Source organism: Desulfovibrio psychrotolerans (assembly GCF_013340305.1).
In the GTDB taxonomy this organism is placed as follows: Bacteria; Desulfobacterota; Desulfovibrionia; order Desulfovibrionales; family Desulfovibrionaceae; genus Halodesulfovibrio; species Halodesulfovibrio psychrotolerans.
This window is the reverse complement of the sequence record NZ_BLVP01000008.1, coordinates 663,644-686,083: the sequence shown is the minus strand read 5'-3', so window position 1 is coordinate 686,083 and position 22,440 is coordinate 663,644. Positions and strand designations below refer to the sequence as shown.

General features: G+C 58.7%; 21 protein-coding genes and 1 tRNA gene. 6 read left to right on the top strand and 16 right to left on the bottom strand.

The genetic code is table 11. The features are described 5' to 3' along the window. The first annotated feature begins 18 nt into the window (after positions 1-18). Positions 19-1,293 carry a radical SAM family protein gene (locus HUV26_RS10795; RefSeq protein ID WP_174410101.1) on the top strand — a complete coding sequence of 425 codons (1,275 nt, stop codon included), beginning with the start codon at positions 19-21 and terminating at the stop codon, positions 1,291-1,293. Positions 1,294-1,403: 110 nt separating this feature from the next. On the opposite strand, the gene HUV26_RS10790 is transcribed toward HUV26_RS10795, so the two are convergent. Continuing rightward, positions 1,404-2,576 (bottom strand): TP0624 family protein, encoded by a 1,173-nt coding sequence (locus HUV26_RS10790; protein ID WP_174410100.1) that lies wholly within the window; start codon positions 2,574-2,576, stop codon positions 1,404-1,406. Positions 2,577-3,043: 467 nt separating this feature from the next. Here HUV26_RS10790 and HUV26_RS10785 point away from each other — a divergent pair, with 467 nt between their 5' ends. Continuing rightward, entirely contained in the window at positions 3,044-4,216 is a 1,173-nt protein-coding gene (locus HUV26_RS10785; RefSeq protein WP_174410099.1) for a Bcr/CflA family efflux MFS transporter, read from the top strand. Positions 4,217-4,362: 146 nt separating this feature from the next. Here the strand turns inward: HUV26_RS10785 and HUV26_RS10780 are convergent, their stop codons facing one another. Continuing rightward, positions 4,363-5,178 (bottom strand): sirohydrochlorin cobaltochelatase, encoded by an 816-nt coding sequence (locus HUV26_RS10780; RefSeq protein ID WP_174410098.1) that lies wholly within the window; start codon positions 5,176-5,178, stop codon positions 4,363-4,365. Positions 5,179-5,458: 280 nt separating this feature from the next. Between HUV26_RS10780 and rfbB the strand changes: the two genes are divergently transcribed. From rfbB to lpxB, 4 genes are read left to right on the top strand one after another with little or no spacing between them, the layout of a single operon-like run. Continuing rightward, a complete protein-coding gene (gene rfbB / locus HUV26_RS10775) occupies positions 5,459-6,484 on the top strand; it encodes a dTDP-glucose 4,6-dehydratase (RefSeq protein WP_174410097.1) in 1,026 nt (341 codons plus the stop codon). Next, positions 6,481-7,380, top strand: coding sequence for a dTDP-4-dehydrorhamnose reductase (gene rfbD / locus HUV26_RS10770; RefSeq protein WP_174410096.1), 900 nt, complete (start codon positions 6,481-6,483; stop codon positions 7,378-7,380). Before rfbB ends, rfbD begins: the two co-directional genes overlap by 4 nt. Next, entirely contained in the window at positions 7,377-8,399 is a 1,023-nt protein-coding gene (locus HUV26_RS10765; RefSeq protein ID WP_243451349.1) for a hypothetical protein, read from the top strand. The genes rfbD and HUV26_RS10765 overlap by 4 nt, the downstream gene beginning before the upstream one ends. Before the next feature lie 36 nt (positions 8,400-8,435). Further along, on the top strand, positions 8,436-9,563 hold the full coding sequence (lpxB, locus tag HUV26_RS10760; RefSeq protein WP_174410291.1) for a lipid-A-disaccharide synthase: 1,128 nt from the start codon (positions 8,436-8,438) through the stop codon (positions 9,561-9,563). 174 nt (positions 9,564-9,737) lie between these two features. Here lpxB and lon read toward each other — a convergent pair whose 3' ends face one another. The 14 genes from lon to map all read right to left on the bottom strand — a co-directional run bounded on the left by lon (position 9,738) and on the right by map (position 22,439). Next, positions 9,738-12,212, bottom strand: coding sequence for an endopeptidase La (gene lon / locus HUV26_RS10755; protein ID WP_174410095.1), 2,475 nt, complete (start codon positions 12,210-12,212; stop codon positions 9,738-9,740). A gap of 171 nt (positions 12,213-12,383) precedes the next feature. Further along, on the bottom strand, positions 12,384-13,637 hold the full coding sequence (gene clpX / locus HUV26_RS10750; RefSeq protein ID WP_174410094.1) for an ATP-dependent Clp protease ATP-binding subunit ClpX: 1,254 nt from the start codon (positions 13,635-13,637) through the stop codon (positions 12,384-12,386). Between the two features lie 13 nt (positions 13,638-13,650). Beyond that, complete coding sequence (gene clpP / locus HUV26_RS10745) at positions 13,651-14,250, bottom strand: ATP-dependent Clp endopeptidase proteolytic subunit ClpP (RefSeq protein ID WP_174410093.1); 600 nt, start codon at positions 14,248-14,250, stop codon at positions 13,651-13,653. 247 nt (positions 14,251-14,497) lie between these two features. Next, a complete protein-coding gene (gene tig / locus HUV26_RS10740) occupies positions 14,498-15,814 on the bottom strand; it encodes a trigger factor (protein WP_174410092.1) in 1,317 nt (438 codons plus the stop codon). A gap of 101 nt (positions 15,815-15,915) precedes the next feature. Then, positions 15,916-15,999 (bottom strand) — tRNA-Leu (locus tag HUV26_RS10735). 184 nt (positions 16,000-16,183) lie between these two features. After that, the gene (gene selD, locus HUV26_RS10730; RefSeq protein ID WP_174410091.1) at positions 16,184-17,245 is read right to left on the bottom strand and encodes a selenide, water dikinase SelD; all 1,062 of its coding nucleotides are present in this window, start codon (positions 17,243-17,245) and stop codon (positions 16,184-16,186) included. 2 nt (positions 17,246-17,247) lie between these two features. Then, entirely contained in the window at positions 17,248-18,159 is a 912-nt protein-coding gene (locus HUV26_RS10725) for a selenium metabolism-associated LysR family transcriptional regulator (protein ID WP_174410090.1), read from the bottom strand. A gap of 144 nt (positions 18,160-18,303) precedes the next feature. Next, a complete protein-coding gene (gene rplQ, locus HUV26_RS10720; protein ID WP_174410089.1) occupies positions 18,304-18,807 on the bottom strand; it encodes a 50S ribosomal protein L17 in 504 nt (167 codons plus the stop codon). Beyond that, positions 18,797-19,840, bottom strand: coding sequence for a DNA-directed RNA polymerase subunit alpha (locus HUV26_RS10715; RefSeq protein WP_174410088.1), 1,044 nt, complete (start codon positions 19,838-19,840; stop codon positions 18,797-18,799). The genes rplQ and HUV26_RS10715 overlap by 11 nt, the downstream gene beginning before the upstream one ends. A 13-nt stretch (positions 19,841-19,853) precedes the next feature. Further along, positions 19,854-20,480 (bottom strand): 30S ribosomal protein S4, encoded by a 627-nt coding sequence (gene rpsD / locus HUV26_RS10710; RefSeq protein WP_174410087.1) that lies wholly within the window; start codon positions 20,478-20,480, stop codon positions 19,854-19,856. A 15-nt stretch (positions 20,481-20,495) separates the two neighbouring features. Continuing rightward, complete coding sequence (gene rpsK, locus HUV26_RS10705) at positions 20,496-20,885, bottom strand: 30S ribosomal protein S11 (protein ID WP_174410086.1); 390 nt, start codon at positions 20,883-20,885, stop codon at positions 20,496-20,498. Between the two features lie 154 nt (positions 20,886-21,039). Further along, positions 21,040-21,411 (bottom strand): 30S ribosomal protein S13, encoded by a 372-nt coding sequence (rpsM, locus tag HUV26_RS10700; RefSeq protein ID WP_174410085.1) that lies wholly within the window; start codon positions 21,409-21,411, stop codon positions 21,040-21,042. An 18-nt stretch (positions 21,412-21,429) separates the two neighbouring features. Then, a complete protein-coding gene (gene rpmJ / locus HUV26_RS10695; protein ID WP_174410084.1) occupies positions 21,430-21,543 on the bottom strand; it encodes a 50S ribosomal protein L36 in 114 nt (37 codons plus the stop codon). A 128-nt stretch (positions 21,544-21,671) separates the two neighbouring features. Then, positions 21,672-22,439 carry a type I methionyl aminopeptidase gene (map, locus tag HUV26_RS10690; protein WP_174410083.1) on the bottom strand — a complete coding sequence of 256 codons (768 nt, stop codon included), beginning with the start codon at positions 22,437-22,439 and terminating at the stop codon, positions 21,672-21,674. Position 22,440: the final 1 nt, after the last annotated feature.

Genomic DNA, 22,440 nt, shown 5'->3' with positions numbered 1-22,440 from the left:
TACCCCACGGGAACCCGCATGGCTTCTTCCAATATCCGTCCAAGGCTCCTTGTCGCGGACAAGGACGGCAACATATATGATCACCCGGATCTGCTCATGGTTTGCAAACGCGGCAAGGAAATGGCTCTGCCGCGTCCCGATGAACTGATGCCCCTGCCGGAAGGCAGCGACCTTTTCATGCTTCCCGGCAGGCACGCCGTGGGGCTGGACCCGGAAACAGGCGAAGCGGAAGCCATGGAAGAGTTCGCGGTGGCGGCGTTTTCCGCCCCCGCCCACACGCTCACGGCGCACGCAGCCTTTATCGCGCAGCCCGATGCCCCCACCCTGCCCCTGTTCGCCTACGGCGCGGTGGGGTTTGCCAACGGGCGCTTCTATGTGTGCGCTAAAAAGGTGGATCAGGACACACGACAGGTTTTCACCAACATTCCGTGCGACAAGATAGAGAAAAACGCGCACAAGCTCATCCGCCGTTACCCGGACAACCGGCTCATGCAGCACATTATGGGCAACTGCGTCCTTAAATACTCATGCCCTGCCGCCCGCAACCTTGCCCTTGGCAGGTTTGAAGCACCGCTGCCCACCTCGCGCGCCTGCAACGCCCGGTGCGTGGGCTGTATTTCGCAGCAGGAAGACGATTCCAAAATCTGCTCCACCCCGCAAAGCAGGCTCAGCTTCACCCCCACGGCTCAGGAGATTGCAGAAGTTATGCTGCACCATCACGGCAACGTGAAGGAAAAGCCCATATACTCCTTCGGGCAGGGCTGCGAAGGCGAACCGCTCACCGAGGCTCCCCTGCTGGAAGAAGCCATTCGCCTGTTCCGGGCACAGGGCGGCAAGGGTACGGTAAACATGAACACCAACGCCTCCATGCCCCAAGCCGTGGGCAGGCTGTGCGACGCGGGTCTTTCTTCCATCCGCGTGAGCCTGAACTCCGCGCGGGAAGAGGTGTACAACCGCTACTACAGACCAAGGGGCTACTGTTTCGCCGATGTGGTGCAGTCCATGCGGGAAGCCAAAGCCCGTGGCAAGTGGGTTTCCCTGAACCTGCTGTTCTTTCCCGGCATTACGGACTCCGAGCCGGAAATCGAAGCGCTCATCTCCCTTGCGGAAGACACCCGCCCGGATTTTATCCAGCTGCGTAATCTGAACATTGACCCGGAAATGTATCTGGACCTTCTGAACGGCATAGAATTCGGACCGAGTGTGGGGTTCACCTTCTACCGCAAGCGCATAAAGAAGGCGTGCCCGTGGATAGAGTTCGGCTACTTTAATCCCTATGTCGCCGGGGAATAAACCCCTCCTCTGCCCCCGTACAAAGAAACTCCCGCGCACCGAAGGTACGCGGGAGTTTTTGATGGTAAATGTATATTTGTTATGCGGAGCCGGAAAAGCGGTGCTTCGCCTCAGTCCAGAACGATGACTACCCGGCAGTCACCGAGCACGGCTTCTGAGGCAAGCCGACGCAGAAGCACGGCATCTGCCTCCGAGACGACAAGGTTGGTCCGCGCCTTGCCACGCACCCCCACAGGCCGGATGACCGCAGGATTAGCGCCCACCCGCCCGAGAACCGAGGCTCCTTCCGCAGTCCGGGCATACCCCGCTATGCCGTTCTGTACGGCGGTTTCGCGGTTTGCCAGACGGGAGCCGTACACATCGCTCCCCGGCTCGTCCTGCACTACGGGAATCAGGGCGGGGCGCGCATCCAGCCCCCGCGCATCAATCAGCACTCCGGTAAAGGGTCCTGCCTGCGCAACTGCGGCCATACGCGGAACAGAAGAATTCATATCCGCCGCTATGGGCGACTGCACTCCGGGCACCACAGGTTGGGGTACCACGGGAGTGACCGGCGATGCTACGACCGGCACGGCAATATCATGCCCGCCTGTCCCTTCATTCACAGCCGTTCTGCCGTCGGCCCCGCCCGCCTGCTGTCCTGCCGTCCTGTTGCCGGGCGCGATAAGCATGGCCGCAAGTTCTTCCACAGCCGACAGCTTTGCCTTTTCGCCTGCCTCTGAAGACGGGGCAGGCGTAACCTGCGGCGCAGAAACCGGCTGAACATTGGTATTGGAAACGGACGGCTGCGACGCCGTATTCCCGGTCATGCCGGGACGGGAAAACATGAACGGCATGTCCGGAGAGAACAGGGCGTTGGAAAGCCCGCCGCGCAGGCTCATGCCCACAACGACCTCCACCGAGCCGTCAGACATCTGCGCCGTGTCCAGAATCTGCGAGTTCTGCAAAATGCCGCGCACACGCTCCAGAACCCCGTCGTTGCCGTTCATGGCATCCTGCACGGTGGCATCTGCCGTTACCTGCACGGACCGGATAACGGCCAGCAGATTGCGGCGGGCTTCCACCGTGGCAGCGCGCACGGCCAGCGACTGAGCCTGCGCAAGGCTTACGGCATTGGGCGAAGGCACGCCCACGCCCTTGGCCGTGACGTAGCCCGTCTGCCAGTTCACGGCACCGGCATCCAGACCCTGTATGTAATCCGCGTAATCGGTATCCTGAGCGAACGCCTGCACAGCAAACAGAAGCAGGCATGCAGCGAAAGCAGCCAAGGGTTGCAACCGCATGAAGTTCCCCCTTATTGACAAGCCGTTCTGTTCCGGCCCCGCATGATGCGGGCCGGAAATGTCGATCACATAGCAGAGCACCTACCCTACGGGTGCCCTTTCTGCAAACAGAATCTGCCCCGATGCACACCACTGTACCGGGCACACCATACTCCGGCCATGCTACGGTCGTAGTACGGCCCTGCTCCACACATACTCCGCATGGCCGGCATGGCCCTGATGCAATGACACGCAATTTCCCATTGACGACACAGGGGCACGCCGCTAACAGTTGCCTTGGCAACGGACAGGCCTCCGCGCCATCCTGACCCGCAGCAACGCCCCTCTAGTCACTCCGTCCGCCATCAGCGGCCCCGGCGTGCGTGCGCTGTGCATACTCACAGTGCCTACGCACCGTGCATGCTCATCTGCTGACGAGGCTGTTTTCGTTTGTAACCAACTGTAACCCCGGCACAACGCCCCCCTCCATGACCAACTTCATTCTCATTCTCATGCTTGCGGGCTTTCCCGCCCTTTCCACGGATATGTACCTGCCCGCCATTCCCACCCTGTGCACCATATGGGGCATACCGCTGGCACAGGCAAACCTGTCGCTGGTTGTCTTCTTTGTCTGCTTCAGCGCGTTTCTGCTGGTGCATGGCCCGCTTTCCGACCGGTTCGGCCGCCGCCCTGTTCTGCTCTTCGGCGTAACGCTGTACATAGGCGGGTGCTTGCTCTGCGCTGCCGCCAACTCCATCTCCATGCTCATAGCCGCCCGCATGGTACAGGCCGTGGGCGCGGCTGCGGCATCCGCCCTGTCGCTGGCCCTTGCCAAAGACCTGTACGAGGGCAATGACCGCAAGAAGCTGCTGGCATACATCGGTGTTATTGTGCCCCTGTGCACTATGGCCGCTCCCACCGTGGGGGCCATGATGCTTTCTTTTTTCTCGTGGCGGGCCATTTTCCTTTCGCAGGGCGTTCTGGCCCTTGCCGCGCTGTACGGTTCGTTCCTACTCAGGGAGCCGCTGGATGAACGGGGCACGGGCGGAGTGCGCGAGGCACTGGGCCGCTACCGCGACCTTATGCGCAACCGGGCCTACATGAAGTACGCCGTTTCATTTTCCATGCTGGGGTTCGCCTTTTTCGGGTTCATTGCCGCATCGTCCGACATCTACATCACCGGATTCGGCATGTCCGCCCAGACCTACGGTGCCTATTTCGCCTTCAACGCGGTGGCGCTCATGTGCGGTTCGCTGCTCTGCTCGCGCCTGTGTGTCAGCTTTGACTCGCGGCCCATTCTGCTCACCTCCGTTTCCGGTATGCTGCTTGCCGCCGCAGTCATGTTCATGCTGGGCGGGGAAACGCCCGCACGGTTCGCGCTGCCTATGTTTGCATACACCTTCTTTCTGGGCATGAGCCGTCCGCTGAGCAACCACATGATTCTGGAACAGGTGAACAGAAATTCCGGCACGGCGGCATCGCTGCTCACATTCTTCTTCTTTGTTTGCGGAGCTGCCGCCATGGAGCTTGTCTCGCTGGACTGGTGGGCATCCAAGCCGCTGATCATTGCCGTGCTGGGCTTCTGCGGCGCGGCTGTGCCGCTGGCTCTTCTTGTTTCCCAGCGCAGAGCGGGCAAGGCGACGCCTCCCTCGGCAGCGTGAGGGAAGGCCCCTTACCCATCGCCCGCCCTTGCCCATACGCGAACGCCCCGGATATGCAGCACATATCCGGGGCGTTCGCGCGTTTGCACGCATGCGCCGTTCGCAGGGTCGTACCCCGCTGTCGCGATGCGAAAGACCTACCCGTCTTACCTCTCTGGCCTCTCCGGCCTCTCCGGCCTCTCCAGCCTCTCCAGTGCGGCAGCAAGATGCTGAATCCATATATCCACAAACCCGCTGTACTCTGCCACGCCGGTAAGCACGGGCAGGCATTCCATGCCCGCCCCTTCCAGACGGGATTTCCATGACTGCGGCTCATCCCCCGCCATATCTCGCCGCGCGTGCCTGCCCACCACCGAGAGCAGGGGCAGCAGCCACACGCGCCCACACCCCGCCGCCTGCAGCAGGGGAAGCAGATCGTCGATAGTGTGGTTGCCGTCCATGGTGCCGATGAATATGCGGTCGTCCTTGTCCCGCACCGCGCGGGAGAGGTCTTCATAGCGCGAATCGCCGGAATGCCATGTGCCGTGCCCCATGAACACCACAGCCTCTTCCGGCGTCCGCTGAGACGGCAGATGCCGGAGCATGGCTGCGGCTGCCTGCGCCACGTCTGTATCCGAATGCAGCAACGGACTGCCCACCACCACATCACTCAGCCTGCCCTGCTCACGCATGGCGGCTCCATCGGCCAGCAAATCCTCGTATTCCACGCCGGGAATGATATGCAGAGATTGCACGGCCACGTGGGTATACCGCTCGAACCCCATCTTTTCCAGCGCCTTGCGTACCGAATCTGTTTTCACACGCTGTTCCGCCAGACGATCGCGGATGAGTTCGGAGGTAAACGCCCAACGCACGTTCACGCCGGGAAACGCGGAACGCACCCGTTCGTCCACCAGAGAAAGGGTATCGTTGGCCTGTTTGCTGTTCGCGCCAAAGACCACCAGAAGAATGCCGCGCTTCATGCCAGAATAATCCTCGTTGGGGGAACCGGCGGCCGAAGGCGGCACAACCGGGTGAATAGCCTGAAAAAATACGTCAACCGGCAGGTAATGGCAAGCGCCATGCACACACATCTGCTCCCTGCCCCTTAGTCCGGACCGGGCGGCCGCCGGGCGGAAGCAGACAGACGTTGCCAGCCGCTGCCATACGGAAAACGGGCTTGCGCCAGCATGGCAGCCATTTGACCATCGCACCGCCAAGGAGTACAAGGGGCCATCCACAAACCTCCAGCCAGGGGCGACCATGCGACTTCTTGTTACCGGCGGCTGCGGCTTTATCGGCACCAACTACATCCGCCATCTGTTCGAAACCGACAACGATGCGGTTGTCGTTAATGTGGATAAGCTCACCTACGCAGGCAACCCGTTGAACCTGCTGGATATTGAAGAAATCCAAGGGGGTACCCGCTACTTCTTTGAGCAGGCGGACATAGCCGACCCTGCCGCCATGCGGCGCATTCTGGAAGAGTACGCCGTGGATTCCATTGTTAACTTTGCAGCGGAAACCCACGTGGACCGCTCCATAAACGACCCTGCCCCGTTCATCACCACCAACGTGATGGGCACCCAGAATCTGCTTTCCGCCGCCCGCGCCCTGAATGTGCCCCGGTTTGTGCATGTTTCCACCGACGAGGTGTACGGCGACTTAGGCCCGCAGGACCCGCGCTTCACCGAAGAGACCCCCCTGCGGCCCAGCAGCCCCTATTCCGCCTCCAAGGCGGCAGCGGACATGCTGGCCCACGCCTTTTTCCGCACCTACGGCTACCCCGTGTGCATCACCCGCTGCTCCAACAACTACGGGCCATACCAGTTTCCTGAAAAGCTGATTCCGCTCATGTTCAAGCTGGCGAGCGCGGACGAGCCGCTGCCTGTGTACGGCGACGGCATGAACGTGCGGGACTGGATACACGTGGAAGACCACTGCCGGGGCGTGCATCTTACGCTGCTCAACGGCGTACCCGGCAGGGCATACAATTTTGGCGGCGATGCGGAACGCACCAACATGCAGGTGGTGCGCGCCATGCTCGCGCTGCTCGGGCGGTCCGAATCGCTTATCCGCTACGTGAAAGACCGCCCCGGACACGACCGCCGCTATGCCATGGATTTTTCGCTGGCGCAGCGTGAACTGGGATATGAGCCCAAGCACACCTTTGAGGACGGCCTTGCCGGAACCGTGCGCTGGTATCAGGCCAACCGGGAGTGGATGGCGGGTATAGAATCGGGCGCATACCGGGACTTCATGAACACATGGTACGGAGACAGGGCATGAACAGGCAGAAAACGGCCATTGTTCTTGGCGGCAAAACCGGTCTGCTGGGCCGCCCCCTTGCCCGCGCCCTTGCCGAGGCGGGCTGGATGGTTCACACCCCCGGCAGGGAAGACCTGGACCTGTTCAGTGACGATGCCCTTGCCGCCTATGTGGACGCCTGCGCCCCGGACATGCTGTTCAACACCGTGGCCTACACGCAGGTGGACAAGGCGGAAGACGAACCGGAAGAAGCCCGCCGCGTGAACACCTGCCTGCCCAAACTGCTGGGCCGGGTACTGCGCAGCCGCCCGGTGCGCTGCATGCATGTGAGCACGGATTTTGTGTTTAACGGCAAAGGCCACACCCCATATAGCGTGGATGACACGCCCGACCCGCAGTCTGTTTACGGCAGAACCAAGCTGGACGGTGAAAAGGCCCTGCTGGAACAAATGCCGGAGCGCACCGTCATCGCCCGCACCGCGTGGCTGTTCGGCCCCGGCAAGAAAAACTTTGTACATACCATTCTGGGGCTGTGCCGCCAGCGCGACTCGCTGAACATTGTGCATGACCAGACAGGTTCGCCCACCTACACGGTGGACCTTGCCGACATGTGCGTGGCCCTTGCGGGGCACGAAACCGACGGGGTATACCATCTGGTGAACGCGGGGCAGGCAAGCTGGTGTGAGCTGGCGGCGGAAGCCGCAGCCCTTGCGGAAGTGCGCTGCGCCATCCATGCCATTCCCTCTGCGGAATACCCGCAAAAAGCGCGGCGTCCCGCCTATTCCGTGCTGGATACCTTGCGCTACACGCAAACCACGGGGCTGACCCCGCGCCCATGGACGCAGGCCCTGCGGGACTATATTTTCAAAGACCTGTGGACCACCGACCTTCTTGCCCACACGGAACCCCGCCAATGACGCCAGCCTCCGAAACGCCCCCCTCCCTGAACCGCCCCGCTTCCCTGCCTGTGCGGCTGCTGGGGGCCTGCAGGCAGATTCTGCGCAATGCCGTGAGCACCAGTCTGGATCTGTATAAGGTGATGATTCCCATCATTATCGGCGTGAAGATTCTCAGCGATCTGGACCTCATCAGGTATCTGGCCCTGCCGCTGGAGCCCTTTATGGGGCTGGTGGGGCTGCCCGGCGAAATGGGGCTGGTATGGGCCACCTCGCTGGTGGTGAACATCTACAGCGGCATTATTGTCTACGTGGCTATGGCGCCGACCATGGAGCCGCTTTCCGTGGCGCAGATTTCCGTGCTGGCCGCCATCATCCTTGTGGCCCACTCGCTGCCCGTGGAATGCAAGATTGCGCAACGCTGCGGCGTTTCGCTGCGCAGTCAGGTCATCTTCCGCATGGCATCGGCCATGATGCTGGGCATCATCCTGCACCTTGTCTACAGCGGGTTCGGGCTGCTGCAACAGCCCAGCGAGATTCTCTGGCGGCCGGAGCAACCTGCCCCCGGCCTTCTGAACTGGGCCGTAAATCAGGCCCGCAATCTCCTCTACCTGTTCTGGATCATCCTTGCGCTTATGGCCTTCATGCGGCTGCTGGACCAGTTCCGCATAACGGAATGGATAAACAGCAAGCTCACGCCCTTTCTGCGATTCATGGGCATAGGCGAAAATGCCGCCACCATAACCGTGCTGGGGCTGACCATGGGCATTACCTACGGGGGCGGGCTGATCATCCATGAGGTGAAATCCGGCCGGGTTTCGCAGCGGGACGTGTTCGCCTCGCTCACGCTCATGGGCCTTTCCCACGCCCTCATTGAGGACACCTTGCTCATGATGCTGCTGGGGGCGCACGTTAGCGCCACACTATGGGGACGGCTGCTTTTTTCGCTCGTGTTTGTGGCCGTGTTCATGCGCATATTTGACCGCTACAGGCGGAACAGGCTGCCTGCGGAAGACACAGCGGCGGACCAGCAGGCTTAGGACGGGGAACCGGAGACAATGGCGGATGAGCAATCCATGACGGGCACCATCTGGATAAACGCGGGCGAGATGTCCGGCGATATGCACGGCGGCAGGCTTATGGCTGCCCTGCGCAGACAGGCACCCTCGCTTGAATACTGCGGCATGGGCGGGCCTGAGATGCGGGAACAAGGGCTTGAGGCGCTGCTGCGCGTGGAAGATCTTTCCGTCATGGGGTTCACCGAGGTGCTGGGGCATATTCCCCGCATCTTCCAGATGCTCAAACGCATAAAGAGCGAGCTTGCCGCGCGAAGGCCGCGCGCCGTCATCCTTATCGATGCCCCGGAGTTCAACTTCCGAGTGGCAAAATACGCCTACGCGCTGGGCATACCCGTCTTTTACTACATTTCGCCCAAGCTCTGGGCATGGCGTACCGGAAGGGCACGGTTCATCGCCAAGTACATCACCCGCATGATATCCATTCTGCCTTTTGAGATAGCCTTTTACAGGCAGTTCGGCATGGAGGTGGACTACGTGGGCAACCCGCTGGTGGACATGGTGGACTGGCCCTCCATTGACCATATTACGCCGGTTCCGGGACGCATCGGTCTTTTGCCGGGCAGCCGCAGGAAGGAAATTGAGCCGCTCATGCCGGAATACGCCAGAGCGGCCACCATTCTTGCGCGCACGGTGCCGGGGCTGGAGTTCCACTGCGTGCAGGCTCCCGGCGTGGAACAAAGCCGGCTTCGCGAACTGTGGCAGACGGATGTTCCCCTCACCATTCACGGGCCGCTCAACCGTTACGCCTTTATGCGCGGCTGTCAGATGCTCATCGCCGCCTCCGGCACGGTTACGCTGGAATCCGCGCTCATAGGCACCCCCACGCTGGTTGCCTACAAGTTATCCAAGCTTTCCTACGCCATAGGCAGGCGCGTGGTGAAGGTGCCCTTTGTGGCACTGCCCAACCTGATCATGGAACGCGAGGTCTTCCCTGAATTGCTGCAGGAAAAGGCAGACGGCCCAGTGCTGGCGGAATACGCCCTGCGCTGGCTTACCGACGCCGATGCCATGCATGCCGTGCGGGACGACCTTGCCCGCTTGCGCACCATGCTCGGTGCCCCCGGCGCGCCGGACAGGGCAGCCACGGTCATTCTGCATGATTTGCAGACCAGACGGCCCGCGTAGTCCGTGCAATCCGCTCGGCCCGCGCAATCTGTGCAGTCCGTGCAATCTGTGCAATCCGCTCAGCCCGCTGGCTGATTGCCAAATCAATGCCCTGCCCCCCATCATGTCCCAATAAAAAGGGCGACCCGAAGGCCGCCCTTTATCTTTGTCATCTCATACCAGTCGGAATCCTGACTACTGCGGCGTGGTGTGCGCCTCGCCGTTTTCCAGATTCTTTATGCTCTCCACCCGCAGGGACTGGGTAAAGGCCACGCAGGTATCACCGTTGCAGTATATCTTGTCGTGCTCCGCCATCAGGGCAATGGGCAGCACCTCGTCCACATGCTCCACGGGAATGATGGTCAGGCCCTTCAGGATGTCATCCGGCACTTCCTTCAGGTCCTTCTCGTTGTCCTTGGGGATGAGCACCGTACTTATGTGCCCGCGGTGGGCCGCAAGCAGCTTCTCGCGCAGGCCGCCGATGGGCAGCACGCGTCCGCGAAGGGTAATCTCACCCGTCATGGCCACGTCGTTGCGTACGGGGATGCTGAGCAGTGCGGAAACCATGGAGGTGCACAGCGTGATGCCCGCAGAAGGGCCATCCTTGGGAGTGGCACCTTCCGGCACGTGCACGTGGATGTCCACCTCCTTGTGGAAGTCGGGCTTAAGGCCGAAGGTGCCCGAACGCGACCGCACATAGGAGAGAGCCGCCTTGGCGGATTCTGTCATCACCTCGCCCAGCTTGCCGGTAATGGCCACCTTGCCGCCGCCGGGCATGATGGCGGTTTCCACCATGAGCAGTTCCCCGCCAAGCTCCGTCCACGCAAGGCCGGTGGTAACGCCCACCTGCGGCTGCGCCTCCCGCTCGCCGTGGCGATGCTTCTTCACGCCCAGGAGGTTGCCAAGGCTCTGCCGTGTTACCGTGACCACCTTGTCCAGGTCGTCCGATTCCACAATCTTCATGGCCACCTTGCGGCAGATGGAGGCAATCTCGCGCTCAAAGTTACGCACCCCCGCTTCGCGGGTATAATGCCGGATGATATCCAGCAGGGCGTTGTCCGAAAGATGCACGTTATCGAGCCTTATGCCATGCTGCTCCACCTGCTTGGGCAGCAGGAACTCGCGGCCGATGCGCCGTTTTTCCGTTTCCAGATACCCAGGCAGGCGGATGATTTCCATGCGGTCCTGCAAGGGCAGCGGAATGGAGTGCAGGCTGTTGGCCGTGGTAATGAAAAACACCTGCGACAGATCGTAATCAAGGTCCAGATAGTGATCGTTAAAGGCGTTGTTCTGTTCCGGGTCCAGCACTTCCAGCAGGGCTGCCGAAGGGTCGCCCCGGAAATCGGTGCTCATCTTGTCAATTTCATCAAGGCAGAACAGGGGGTTGTTAAACTCCACCCGCTTGAGCGACTGAATGATCTTGCCGGGCAGTGCGCCCACATAGGTGCGCCTGTGGCCGCGTATTTCTGCCTCATCCCGCACGCCGCCCAGCGACAGTCGGACAAACTCACGGTTGGTGGCGCGCGCAATGGATTTGGCAAGCGAGGTCTTGCCCACCCCGGGCGGGCCCACGAGGCAGAGAATGGGTCCCTTCAGCTTGGTGGCAAGCTTCTGCACGGCCAGATATTCCAGAATGCGTTCCTTGGGTTTTTCCAGCCCGAAATGGTCTGCATCCAGAATGCCGCGCGCCTTTTCAATGTCTATGGCCGTTTCGCGCAGCTTGTTCCACGGCAGTTCGATTATCCAGTCCACATAGTTACGGATAACGGTATATTCCGCAGAAGATGCGGGCATGGCCCGGAGCTTTTTGAGTTCCCGCAGGGCCTTGTCACGGGCCTCGGCAGGCATATCCTTGGCCTTGAGCGTGGCCTCGATCTCGTTAAGTTCTTCCTGCGGGTCATCATCGCGGCCCATCTCTTTGTTGATGGCCTTGATCTGCTCGTTCAGGTAGTACTCTTTCTGATTGCGCTCCATCTGGTTCTTCACGCGGCTCTTGATGCGCTTCTCCATGGAGGTGATGGCAATCTCGCCCTGAAGCAGTTCGTACACCTTTTCCAACCGCACGATGGGATCGGTCAGCTCCAGCACTTCCTGCTTCTTGCGGTAATCCACCTTAAGGTGCGGCATGATGGCGTCCGCCAGCTTGCCGGGGAACGTAATGGACATGATGGCCAGCAGGGTTTCCTGCGCCAGCTTCTTGTTTATCTTGGAATATTCGTCCAGCGCCTCATGGCAGGCACGTATAAGGGCTTCCGCCTCGGCACCGGCGAAGTCGCTCTCATCCATGGGGGATACGAACGCCTTGGGGAAGTCCTGATCATCGTCAAAGGTACGCGGGCTTTCCGGCGTCCAGCGGGCGCGGTGCATGCCCTCGAAGAGCACCTTGATGGTGCCGTCCGGCAGGCGCAGCAACTGCAGCACCTTGGAAACGGTGCCCACCTCAAACAGATCGGACTGGCCGGGTTTTTCCATTTCCGGCTCACGCTGGGCAACCAGCAGAATCTCCTTGCCGTGATCGGCAATGGCGCTTTCTATGGCCTTAATGGAGGCCTCGCGCCCCACGAACAGGGGCACGATGGAACGCGGGAACATAACCACTTCCCGCAGAGACATCAAAGGGAGCGACACAGGCTCGCCGCGGTGGTCACCGCGCACACCAAATTCGGTCATACATCCTCCTGGCGTAGCTGCCTCCATCTTCCTGAAATGAAAAGAAGGGGCATGAGCGAAAAACTAATGCCCCTTCACACATTGTCAATCGAAACGGTATCCGGGCAGCTGCCTTTGATCAATAACGCCGTGCTCCATTCGCCCCGTCCGCCATACGGCGGCTACGGGATATCAGGAACCGGTCTTAGCCTCGTTGTGATAAATGAGCATGGGCTCCTTGCGCTGTTCAATCACCGCGCGGTTCACAACGCACTCCTTCACTCCGTCGAGCGAAGGCAGGCGGTACATGATCTCCAGCATGGCGCTTTCCATCACGTTACGCAGACCACGTGCGCCCGTCTTGCGGGTAATGGCCTCGGCGGCAATGGCCCGCAGTGCGTTGGTGGTGAAACGCAGCTTCACCTTATCCAGTTCAAACAGCTTCTGGTACTGCTTGACCAGCGCGTTTTTGGGTTCGGTGAGAATGCGGATAAGGTCGTCCTCTTCCAGTTCTTCCACGTGGGTCACAACAGGTATACGCCCGATGAATTCCGGAATGAGGCCGAACTTGACCAGATCGTTGGGATGCACCTGCTTGAGCAGATCTGTGTAGCTGATGCTGTTTGCCGCAACCACCTTGGCCCCGAAGCCCATGGCTCCGCCGTGCACGCGCTGTTCTATGATCTTGTCCAGCCCGATGAACGCGCCGCCAAGGATGAACAGGATATTGGACGTATCCAGCCGGATAAATTCCTGCTGCGGGTGCTTACGCCCGCCCTTGGGCGGGATGTTCGCCTCCGTGCCCTCAATTATCTTGAGCAGGGCCTGCTGCACGCCTTCGCCGGACACATCGCGGGTGATGGAAGGCCCGTCGCCCTTACGGGAAATCTTGTCGATCTCGTCGATGTAGATAATTCCCTTGGAGGCAGCCTCAATATCGTAGTCGGCATTCTGAAGCAGTTGAACAAGGATGTTTTCCACATCCTCGCCCACATAGCCTGCCTCTGTCAGCGTGGTGGCATCCGCAATGGCAAAGGGCACGTTCAACACGCGGGCAAGGGTTTTTGCCAGCAGTGTCTTGCCGCTGCCGGAGGGACCGGCAAGCAGGATGTTGCTCTTTTCCAGCTCCACCTCGTCGCCGAGGGCTTCTGCATAAAAGACGCGCTTGTAGTGATTGTGCACAGCCACGGAAAGGATCTTCTTGGCCTGATGCTGCCCGATGACATATTCATCCAGCTTGGCCTTTATCTCTTCCGGCGACAGGAGACGCCCTTCCTCCACGGTATCCTGCATGGTTTCCTGCGCAATGATCTCATTGCACAGAGCCACGCATTCGTCGCAGATATAGACGTCCGGCCCGGCTATAAGCCGCTGCACCTGCTCCTGCCCCTTGCCGCAGAAAGAGCACCGCAGTTCCTGTGTCTTGTCGTTCTTCATTGTATCCATACCTGATGATTCGTTATTTATCTTGCATCACGTCCCTGCGGGAGGTGAGAATACGGTCTATGATGCCAAACTTGAGTGCCTCTTCCGGTCCCATGAAGTAATCACGTTCCGTGTTCTCGGCAATCTTTTCCACAGTCTGCCCGGTATGATTGGCCAAAATACCGTTGAGCGACTGCTTCATGCGCAGGATTTCCCGGGCGTGGATTTCTATATCCGTGGCCTGCCCCTGAAAACCGCCAAGGGGCTGGTGGATCATGATGCGGCTGTGCGGAAGCGCGGAGCGCAATCCCTTTTCACCGGCGGAAAGCAGCAACGCCCCCATGCTGGACGCCTGCCCCATGCACAGGGTGGCAACGGGCGAAGAAATATACTGCATGGTGTCATAAATGGCCATGCCCGCCGTCACCGCGCCGCCGGGCGAGTTGATGTAGAGGTATATTTCCTTTTCCGGGTTCTCGGACTCCAGAAAAAGCAGCTGCGCGCAGATAAGCGACGCCACATAATCATCAATGGGGGTGCCCAGCAAAATGATCCTGTCCTTGAGCAGACGGGAATATATGTCGTAAGCGCGTTCGGAACGCCCGGTGGTTTCTATGACAATCGGCACTGCCATTTTATAGCTCCTGATGGTAATACGTCATGTTGAAAATGGACGGATGCGGGAACGAGGAGGGAAAAACATCGTACAACACCGGCACCTGTGCCCTCAGTTCCTGCCAGCATGTTGCAAACTAGCAAAATATGCAAGCCTTCCTCAAGGGTCATAACGGCATGGGAGCACTATATATTACCCCCGTACACGAAAAAAACAGGGGAAGCGCGGCCGCCTCCCCTGCAAGACTAAGCTGTGTAAGCCAATCTTATTCAGCGCCGTCCAGTTTCAGATCTTTGGGCGGCACTTCGGTCACGTTGGCTTTCTGGAAGACGGCGTCCATAGCCTTGTCCGCCAGCAGGCGGTCGCGGAGGCCGAAGAGCAGGTTGTTCTGTGCATAATATTCCTTCACGCTGCGGAAATCCTGTCCGGTCTGCATGGCCAGCTGATGCAGCTGCATGTCCACTTCCTGCTCGGTAACTTCCACGCCTTCCTTACGGGCGGCGGCAACAAGGAAGATCTGAGTCTTGGCGATCTTCTCCGCTTCTGGGCGTACTTCGTCGCGCAGCTCTTCCATGGACTTGCCCAGAGATTCCAGAGACTTGCCCTGACGCTCCAGACGGTTCTTCTTTTCCATGAGCAGGTTATCCATGTACATTTCTACCATGGATTCCGGCAGGGGGTAGTCCACCGTCTTCAGCAGACGCTCCAGCATGGAGGTCTGTGCCTGCGACTTACACAGGTCGCCACGGCTTTTCTTGTAGGACTGCACCACGGCTTCGCGCATCTTTTCCACGGAGTCAAATCCGCCGGCCTTGCGGGCCATCTCGTCGTCCAGCTCGGGCAGGCGACGCTCCTGAATGGAGTGCACGGTCACCTTCATGGTCACGGTCTTGCCAGCAAACTCGGTATTGATGAAGTCGGCGGGGAAGGTGACTTCGCCTTCCTTTTCTTCGCCGGGGGCGACCGTCTTGACCAGATTTTCAAAGTCTTCCAGAGCCTGCTTTTCGCCAAGGGTCATCTGGAAGTTCTGCGCGGCAATGCCTTCTATGGGTTCGCCATTCTCGTAGGCAGCGAAATCGATCACGGCAATTTCGCCATCTTTTGCGGGGCGGTTTTCGGCAAGGGTGATTATCTCTGCCATGTTGCCGCGGATGCGGTTGATCACTTCGTCAACCTCGTCATCCTTCACCACCACCTGCTCCTGCTCCACATCCATGCCCTCGTAGTTGGGCAGTTCGAACTCGGGCAGCACTTCAAAGGAGAGCGCGTAGGAAAACGCCTCGTCACGCACCAGTTCGCCGCCGTCAAAATCGATGCGGGAAACGGGATTTACGTTCAACTCGCCGATGATTTCGTTGATGTGCACGTTCACAAGGTCCTGAGTGGCCTCGGAATATACCTCTTTCCTGAAGCGGGATTCGATGACGCTGGACGGCACCTTGCCCTTGCGGAAGCCCTTCAGGTCCACGCTGGTGCGGTACATGGCGATGGTGGCGGAAAGAGAGGCGTTGACCTCTTCAACCGGAACGGTGACGGAAACTTTCTTCTTTACCGGGGAAAGGTCTTCAACGGTATATTCCATGGTGAATAACTCCTCCTTGCCTGCTGGCAAAATCTCGAAATATGAATAGTACCGGAAGCGAGAACCGATAAAGCATCGGCCCCGCCCTGCCGGTCAATATCTGGTGCGAAAGGGGAGACTCGAACTCCCACGGCTAGGCCGCTAGATCCTAAGTCTAGTGCGTCTACCAATTCCGCCACTCTCGCAGAATATGTCCTGCTGAATCCGGTGTGCGCCTGCACGGAACAGGCAAGAACCTACGTGCCGCACATGCCGCTGTCAACGTACGGAAGGCGCGTTGATGTACCATTAGTCGCCGCAGAGTTCAAGAGCCGCCATGCACCATTTTTCAATTGCGGCGCACGGAGTTGCGAAAAACGGCAACGGGTTCTAAGCGAGCAGATGAAGGTGCCCGCAGGAATGAGGGCCGGTCACCTCGCCCACATGGGCGGCGAGTTCTCCGGCATCTTCCAGACGGGTGACAGCCTCTGCAAGGCGTGCCTGCGGCACGGCAAGCAGAAGCCCCCCGGAGGTCTGGGCGTCAAAAAGCAGGTCTGCGTGCACAGGAGGCACGGCTGCGTCAATGGTCACGTGCGATTCACAGAACCGCCTGTTGGCGTAACTGCCCGCCGGAACCATGCCCACAGCGGCCAGTTCCACGGCTTGTTCAAGATATGGTACGGACGAAGACCACACAGAAACGGCACAGCGGGAAGCCCGGGCCATTTCCAGCAGGTGACCGCCAAAACCGAACCCTGTGATATCGGTTGCCGCCTTCAGGCCCATTTCGCGCAGCACGCGGCCGCTATGGTTGTTCAGACGGGCCGCCCAGTGGTACAGCACATCCTCAAGGGCATCGCTGCCCTCCCACTGTGCTTTCACCGCCGTGGCGATGACACCGGTGCCCAGCGGCTTGGTGAGAATAATCTGGTCGCCGGGAACAAGCCCGCTGTTGGAGGCAAAGCCGTCGGGGTCCACAATGCCGGACACAGAAAGACCATACTTGATCTCTGCATCCTCCACACTGTGACCGCCTGCCAGTACGGCCCCCGCCTCGCGGATTTTATCGAACCCGCCGAGAATGATGTCGCGCAACACATCGCGCGGAAGCTCCTTTACAGGGAAGCAGACAATGTTCATGGCACACCATGGTTCACCGCCCATGGCATAGACATCGGAAAGGGAGTTGGCGGCGGCAATCTGCCCGAACCTGTAAGGATCATTCACAATGGGTGTAAAAAAATCCAGCGTCTGCACCAGCGCCTTACCGGGCGGGAAACGCAGAATAGCCGCATCCTCGTTCGTACCGGTGCCGGAAAGCAGCCTCCCCTGCCCTGCAGTGGGATCGTGGGGCAGCGAAGCCAGAATGTGCTCCAGGTCCCCCGGAGCGATCTTGGCAGCTCAGCCGGCGGCCTTGACCTTATCTACCATCGTAAACTTAGGGAGGGTCATACCTATATCACGCTCCGCAGATGCTGCGTGTTCTCGTTGAGGTAGTAAATAAACCCCGTAACAGCGGGGAAAAAATGCCGCTTGGTGTGGTACACGCTGTAGAACTGACGGCTTGCCACCACATCATCCAGCGGAACAATGCTCAACTCGCCCCGTTCCACCATATCGGCCACAGCGAGGCGCGACGTCATACTCACACCAAGCCCGGAGCGCACACACTGCAACACTGCCTGCGTGGAATCCACGGTAATGGCCGAGGCAAAACGGCGTATATCCACGCCCTTGTCCGCAAAGGCGCGCGCAAAGGTCTTACGCGTACCGGATCCCGGCTCCCGCATGATCCACGGATACTGGGCCAGCTGGGAGCTGTTCAGGATTGTGCCTGCAGGAAACATTTCCGGCGGAGCAATGAGCACCAGCTCATCATCGACAAGGGGGGTATAGGTCAATTCCGGCTGGGCATCACGCGCGCCCACAACTGCCAGCGCCAGTTCCCCTTCATTGACCATTTCTATGATGCGGCTGGTATCTCCCACCCGCATCTCCATGGTAACGCCGGGATGGCGCTTTCTGAATCCGGCAATGAGCGGCGGAATAAGAAAATACGCGGGAATGGTGCTGCCGCCTATGGCAAAGTGGCCGGTCACTTCATCCTGCAGCAGGGTAATCTCCGCCTTGGCGGCATCCAGACTGGCAAAGGCCTGCCGGGCATACTGATACAGCACTTCTCCGGCGGCGGTAGGCAGCACAACGCGCCCCATCCTATCCAGCAACTGCACGCCCAGTTCTTTTTCCAAGGAAAGGACGTGCGCGCTGATCGTGGGCTGCGAAAGAAACAGATCCTTTCCTGCAAGAGAAAAGCTCTTGAGTTCGTAAACCTTGCAAAAGGCTTCAAGTTTTCTGAAATCAATCATGACAATGCCATACATCGAAAACAGCAATACGGCAAGCGCGAGACTATGCCGAGTGCAGATTTGCAAAAACAATACACATAAAAAGAAGGCCGTTGCATGTGCAACGGCCTTCCATAGTCTCAACAGGTGCTGGAAAAAAGCAGATTACTCCGCCTTCTTTTCAGCCTCTTCCGCCACGGGTTCCGCAGCGGTCTTGGCGGCGGCTTCTGCCGCTGCCACAGCCTGCTTCACGGCTTCAGCCTTGGCAACCTTGGCTTCGGGAGCCGAGGTTTGCGCAGCGGCTTCGCCGGGCTTGCGGGTCAGTTCAATAACGGCCATGGGTGCGTTATCACCACGGCGGGTTGCGCCGAGCTTCAAAACGCGGGTGTAGCCGCCGGGAACGCCCACGTACAGGGGGCCGATTTCATCAAAGAGCTTCTTCACCAGCTGGTGATTGCCAAGAACGCTGTAAGCCTGACGGCGTGCGTGCAGGTCGTTGCGAAGGGCCAGAGTGATCAGGGGCTCTACAACGCTGCGAAGGTTTTTGGCCTTAACTTCAGTGGTACGAAGCTGGTAATGAGTCAGCAGGGACTTTGCCATGTTACGAAACATGGCTTTGCGATGAGCGGGAGTCCTGCTCAACTTCTTTCCGGAATTGCTATGCCTCATTTTGCTGCTTCCTCTTCAACCAATCCTGGTATTTCTTCTCAAAGCCATCAACCTGCAGTCCGAAGTCCAAGTCCATTTCGCACAGGACGCGGCGTATTTCATCCAGCGACTTGCGACCGAAGTTCTTGGTCTTGAGCATCTCGGACTCGCTGCGCTGAACCAGTTCACCCACCAGCGTGATGTTTGCGCTCTTCAGGCAGTTGGTGGCACGAACGGAAAGTTCGAGCTCGTCAATACCCTTGAAGAGGTTTTCATTCACGCCGCTGTCGGAAGATGACGAGTTGGACTCTTCTTCCGATATGCGTTCGTCAAAGTTGATGAACACAGATATCTGGTCTTTAATGATCTTCGCGCTGTAGGCAATGGCATCTTCAGGAGAGATGGAACCGTCCGTCCACACCTGAAGGATGAGCTTGTCATAGTTCGTCATCTGACCAACGCGAGCCTGCTCAACCGTATAGGCAACCTTGCGAACAGGCGCGAAGCTGGCGTCGAGAGCGATAAGTCCGATCTCGTCGCCCAGACCTTCATGCATGTCAGCCGGAACATAGCCCTTGCCCATTCTCACTTCCAGTTCGAAGGTAAGTTCCTTGTCCTCGGTAAGAGTGAACAGATGCTGTTCCGGGTTGAGCACCATCGTATGCTGGTTGCCGGCAATGCTGGCTGCGGTGATGGGGCCCTTCCTGTTCACGGAAAAGGTAAGCTTCTGCGGCTCTTCCGTGTCCATGGCGAATCTGACCTGCTTCAGATTCAGTATCACGTCGGTCACGTCTTCAAGCACACCCTCTATGGTGGTGAACTCGTGTTGCACACCGGAAATCTTCACGGCAACGACGGCGGCACCCTGAAGCGATGCCAGAAGCACGCGACGCAGAGCATTGCCGATGGTATTGCCGTAACCGCGCTCCAGAGGTTCGCAGATAAACTTCCCGTACTGGGTATCTGCATCGCCGGAACGCGTGATGGTTTCAGGTTTGACAAGTTCGGACCAATTCCGTGTATTGATTGTCCTGTCGCCTTGTTTGATGAGCATGCTTTATACCCGCTTATTTGGAGTAAAGCTCGACAATCAGCTGTTCGTTGATGGGGAACTGAATGTCTTCGCGCTGAGGCAGAGCCTTGACGGTGCCGGTGAAGTTGGGACCGTCCACTTCCAGCCAGGTCGGGCAGCCGCGACGGGCAGTTACGTCCTGCGCTTCTGCCAGAACCGGGTTCTTACGATGCTTTTCATTCACAACAAGCACATCGCCTACCTTCACCTGCATGGAGGGAATGTTAGCCTTGTGGTTGTTGAGGGAAAACACACCGTGGCGAACCATCTGGCGTGCCTGCTGGCGGGAGTTTGCAAAGCCCAGGCGGTACACGACGTTGTCGAGACGACGCTCAAGCAGTGCCAACAGGTTGAAGCCGGTCACACCCTTCTGCATGTCGGCCTTTTCAAAGTAGCCGCGGAACTGCTTTTCCAGCACGCCGTACATGCGGCGAACCTTCTGCTTTTCACGAAGCTGCAACGCATAGTCGCTCACCTTCTTGCGCGCACGGCCCGCTGCGCCGGGGGCGTACGGACGACGATCAAATGCGCACTTGTCGGTGTAACAGCGATCACCCTTCAAAAACAGCTTAGAACCTTCACGCCGACACATGCGGCACTTGGAACCATTATACTTAGCCAAGACACTATCCTCCTACTAAACGCGGCGACGCTTGGGGGGGCGGCAACCGTTGTGGGGGATGGGGGTTACGTCACGAATGAACGCGACCTTGAAGCCGGCGGCATTGACGGCGCGCATGGCGGCTTCACGACCGGAACCGGGACCCTTGACGTAAATGCCGACGGTACGCATGCCGTTTTCCTGCGCCTTTTTGGCGGCAGTTTCTGCAGCAACCTGTGCGGCGAACGGGGTAGACTTACGCGAGCCCTTAAAGCCGCTCTGTCCTGCGGAAGACCAGCTTACCGCATTACCCCTTGTGTCCGTAAAGGTGATAATGGTGTTGTTGAAGGTAGCCTGGATATGGGCGATCCCTACGGGAATGTTCTTTTTTTCTTTCTTCTTGCCCGCGCGTTTGGGTCTTGCCATAACTATACTCTCTCAACTGAATGATTGATGGACGGGGTTGGAACCTCGTACGAGCCTAGTCATGACTAAGCCGTGAACGCCGGGCACAGGAAATTTTCTTTCTCTGTGGCTCGGGAGAGATTCCACGCCTGATCCGGAGATCCGTTGTAGGAACTTACTTCTTCTTCTTGCCGACAACAGCGCGACGGGGACCCTTACGGGTACGTGCATTGGTCTTGCTGCGCTGACCGTGAACAGGCAGTCCACGGCGGTGGCGCAGGCCACGATAGCAACCAATGTCCATCAGACGCTTGATGTTAGAGGAAACCTCGCGGCGAAGATCGCCTTCAACCTTGTAGTTGGTTTCGATTTCCTTGCGGATTTCGTTGACTTCTTCCGCGGTAAGATCGTCCGCATTACGGGTCCAGTCGACGCCGGTGGCGTCAAGGATCTGGAGCGCAGCGTAACGTCCAATACCGAAGATGTAAGTCAGGGCGATATCCACCCGCTTGCCTCTGGGGAGGTCAACACCAGCAATTCGAGCCACAATCTACTCCTGCTTCGCTTAGCCCTGGCGCTGTTTATGCCGGGGGTTTTCGCAAATGACTCTAAGGATGCCCTTGCGCCGAATCACCTTGCACTTAGGGCACATCTTTTTGACAGAAGGCCTGACTTTCATGATAGACTCCATAAGTCTGGGATCGTTCTGACACATCACACTCCGGAAGCACTCCGGCTACCAGAACGGAGGTGAGTACCATCCCGTTCCGTAAGCAGTCAATACAATTCTCACTGTATTGACGTTATTTATTCGGACCGACTAAGTATCTCTGGTCCGTTGGACGTGATGGCGACACTGTGCTCGAAGTGGGCAGAAAGCTTTCTGTCCCGCGTCACGGCGGTCCAGTTGTCTTCCAGCACGTCCACCTCGTAGGAACCAACCGTCACCATCGGCTCAATGGCAAGCACCATGCCTACCTTCAGGGGCACCCCTGGCAGTCCGGGCGGAACGAAGTTGGGAATCTCCGGCCGCTCATGCAGCCGGGTACCTATGCCATGCCCCACGAAACGCCGCACCACGCCGAATCCGTTAGATTCCACATGCTGCTGCACCGCACGGGATATGTCATACAGGCTGTTCCCGGAACGGGCCTGTTCTATTCCCAGCATCAGCGATTGCCGTGTCACGTCCATGAGCCGGGCAGCCTCTTCCGAAACAGTACCCACAGCAAAGGTTCTGGCAGAATCTCCGAAGAACCCCTGATAGATGACACCCATGTCAAAGCTGACAATGTCACCTTCCTGCAGCACACGCTCGGACGGAAACCCGTGGACGATCTCTTCGTTCACCGAACAGCAAAGGGCAAACGGAAAACCGCAATACCCCTGAAACGCAGGACGCACACCGAACTGTTTGCACAGATTCTGCGTTATGTCCTCAAAAAACATGGTCTTGACCCCCGGGCGAACATGCTCGCCCAGCACGTCAAGAATTGTTGCCACAATTCGATTGGCCTCCCGCAGGAGGCCAATCTCTTTGTCATTTTTCAGAAATACACCGCGGAATTTCTTCACT

Coding starts and splice junctions, on each gene's coding strand:
- clpP (WP_174410093.1), bottom strand. CDS start 14,250: ATGGCAGTGCCGATTGTCATAGAAACCACCGGGCGTTCCGAACGCGCT.
- lpxB (WP_174410291.1), top strand. CDS start 8,436: ATGACGGGCACCATCTGGATAAACGCGGGCGAGATGTCCGGCGATATG.
- rplQ (WP_174410089.1), bottom strand. CDS start 18,807: ATGAGGCATAGCAATTCCGGAAAGAAGTTGAGCAGGACTCCCGCTCAT.
- rfbB (WP_174410097.1), top strand. CDS start 5,459: ATGCGACTTCTTGTTACCGGCGGCTGCGGCTTTATCGGCACCAACTAC.
- HUV26_RS10725 (WP_174410090.1), bottom strand. CDS start 18,159: ATGATTGATTTCAGAAAACTTGAAGCCTTTTGCAAGGTTTACGAACTC.
- rpmJ (WP_174410084.1), bottom strand. CDS start 21,543: ATGAAAGTCAGGCCTTCTGTCAAAAAGATGTGCCCTAAGTGCAAGGTG.
- lon (WP_174410095.1), bottom strand. CDS start 12,212: ATGACCGAATTTGGTGTGCGCGGTGACCACCGCGGCGAGCCTGTGTCG.
- HUV26_RS10715 (WP_174410088.1), bottom strand. CDS start 19,840: ATGCTCATCAAACAAGGCGACAGGACAATCAATACACGGAATTGGTCC.
- HUV26_RS10785 (WP_174410099.1), top strand. CDS start 3,044: ATGACCAACTTCATTCTCATTCTCATGCTTGCGGGCTTTCCCGCCCTT.
- rfbD (WP_174410096.1), top strand. CDS start 6,481: ATGAACAGGCAGAAAACGGCCATTGTTCTTGGCGGCAAAACCGGTCTG.
- HUV26_RS10790 (WP_174410100.1), bottom strand. CDS start 2,576: ATGCGGTTGCAACCCTTGGCTGCTTTCGCTGCATGCCTGCTTCTGTTT.
- rpsK (WP_174410086.1), bottom strand. CDS start 20,885: ATGGCAAGACCCAAACGCGCGGGCAAGAAGAAAGAAAAAAAGAACATT.
- HUV26_RS10765 (WP_243451349.1), top strand. CDS start 7,377: ATGACGCCAGCCTCCGAAACGCCCCCCTCCCTGAACCGCCCCGCTTCC.
- clpX (WP_174410094.1), bottom strand. CDS start 13,637: ATGGATACAATGAAGAACGACAAGACACAGGAACTGCGGTGCTCTTTC.
- tig (WP_174410092.1), bottom strand. CDS start 15,814: ATGGAATATACCGTTGAAGACCTTTCCCCGGTAAAGAAGAAAGTTTCC.
- HUV26_RS10795 (WP_174410101.1), top strand. CDS start 19: ATGGCTTCTTCCAATATCCGTCCAAGGCTCCTTGTCGCGGACAAGGAC.
- HUV26_RS10780 (WP_174410098.1), bottom strand. CDS start 5,178: ATGAAGCGCGGCATTCTTCTGGTGGTCTTTGGCGCGAACAGCAAACAG.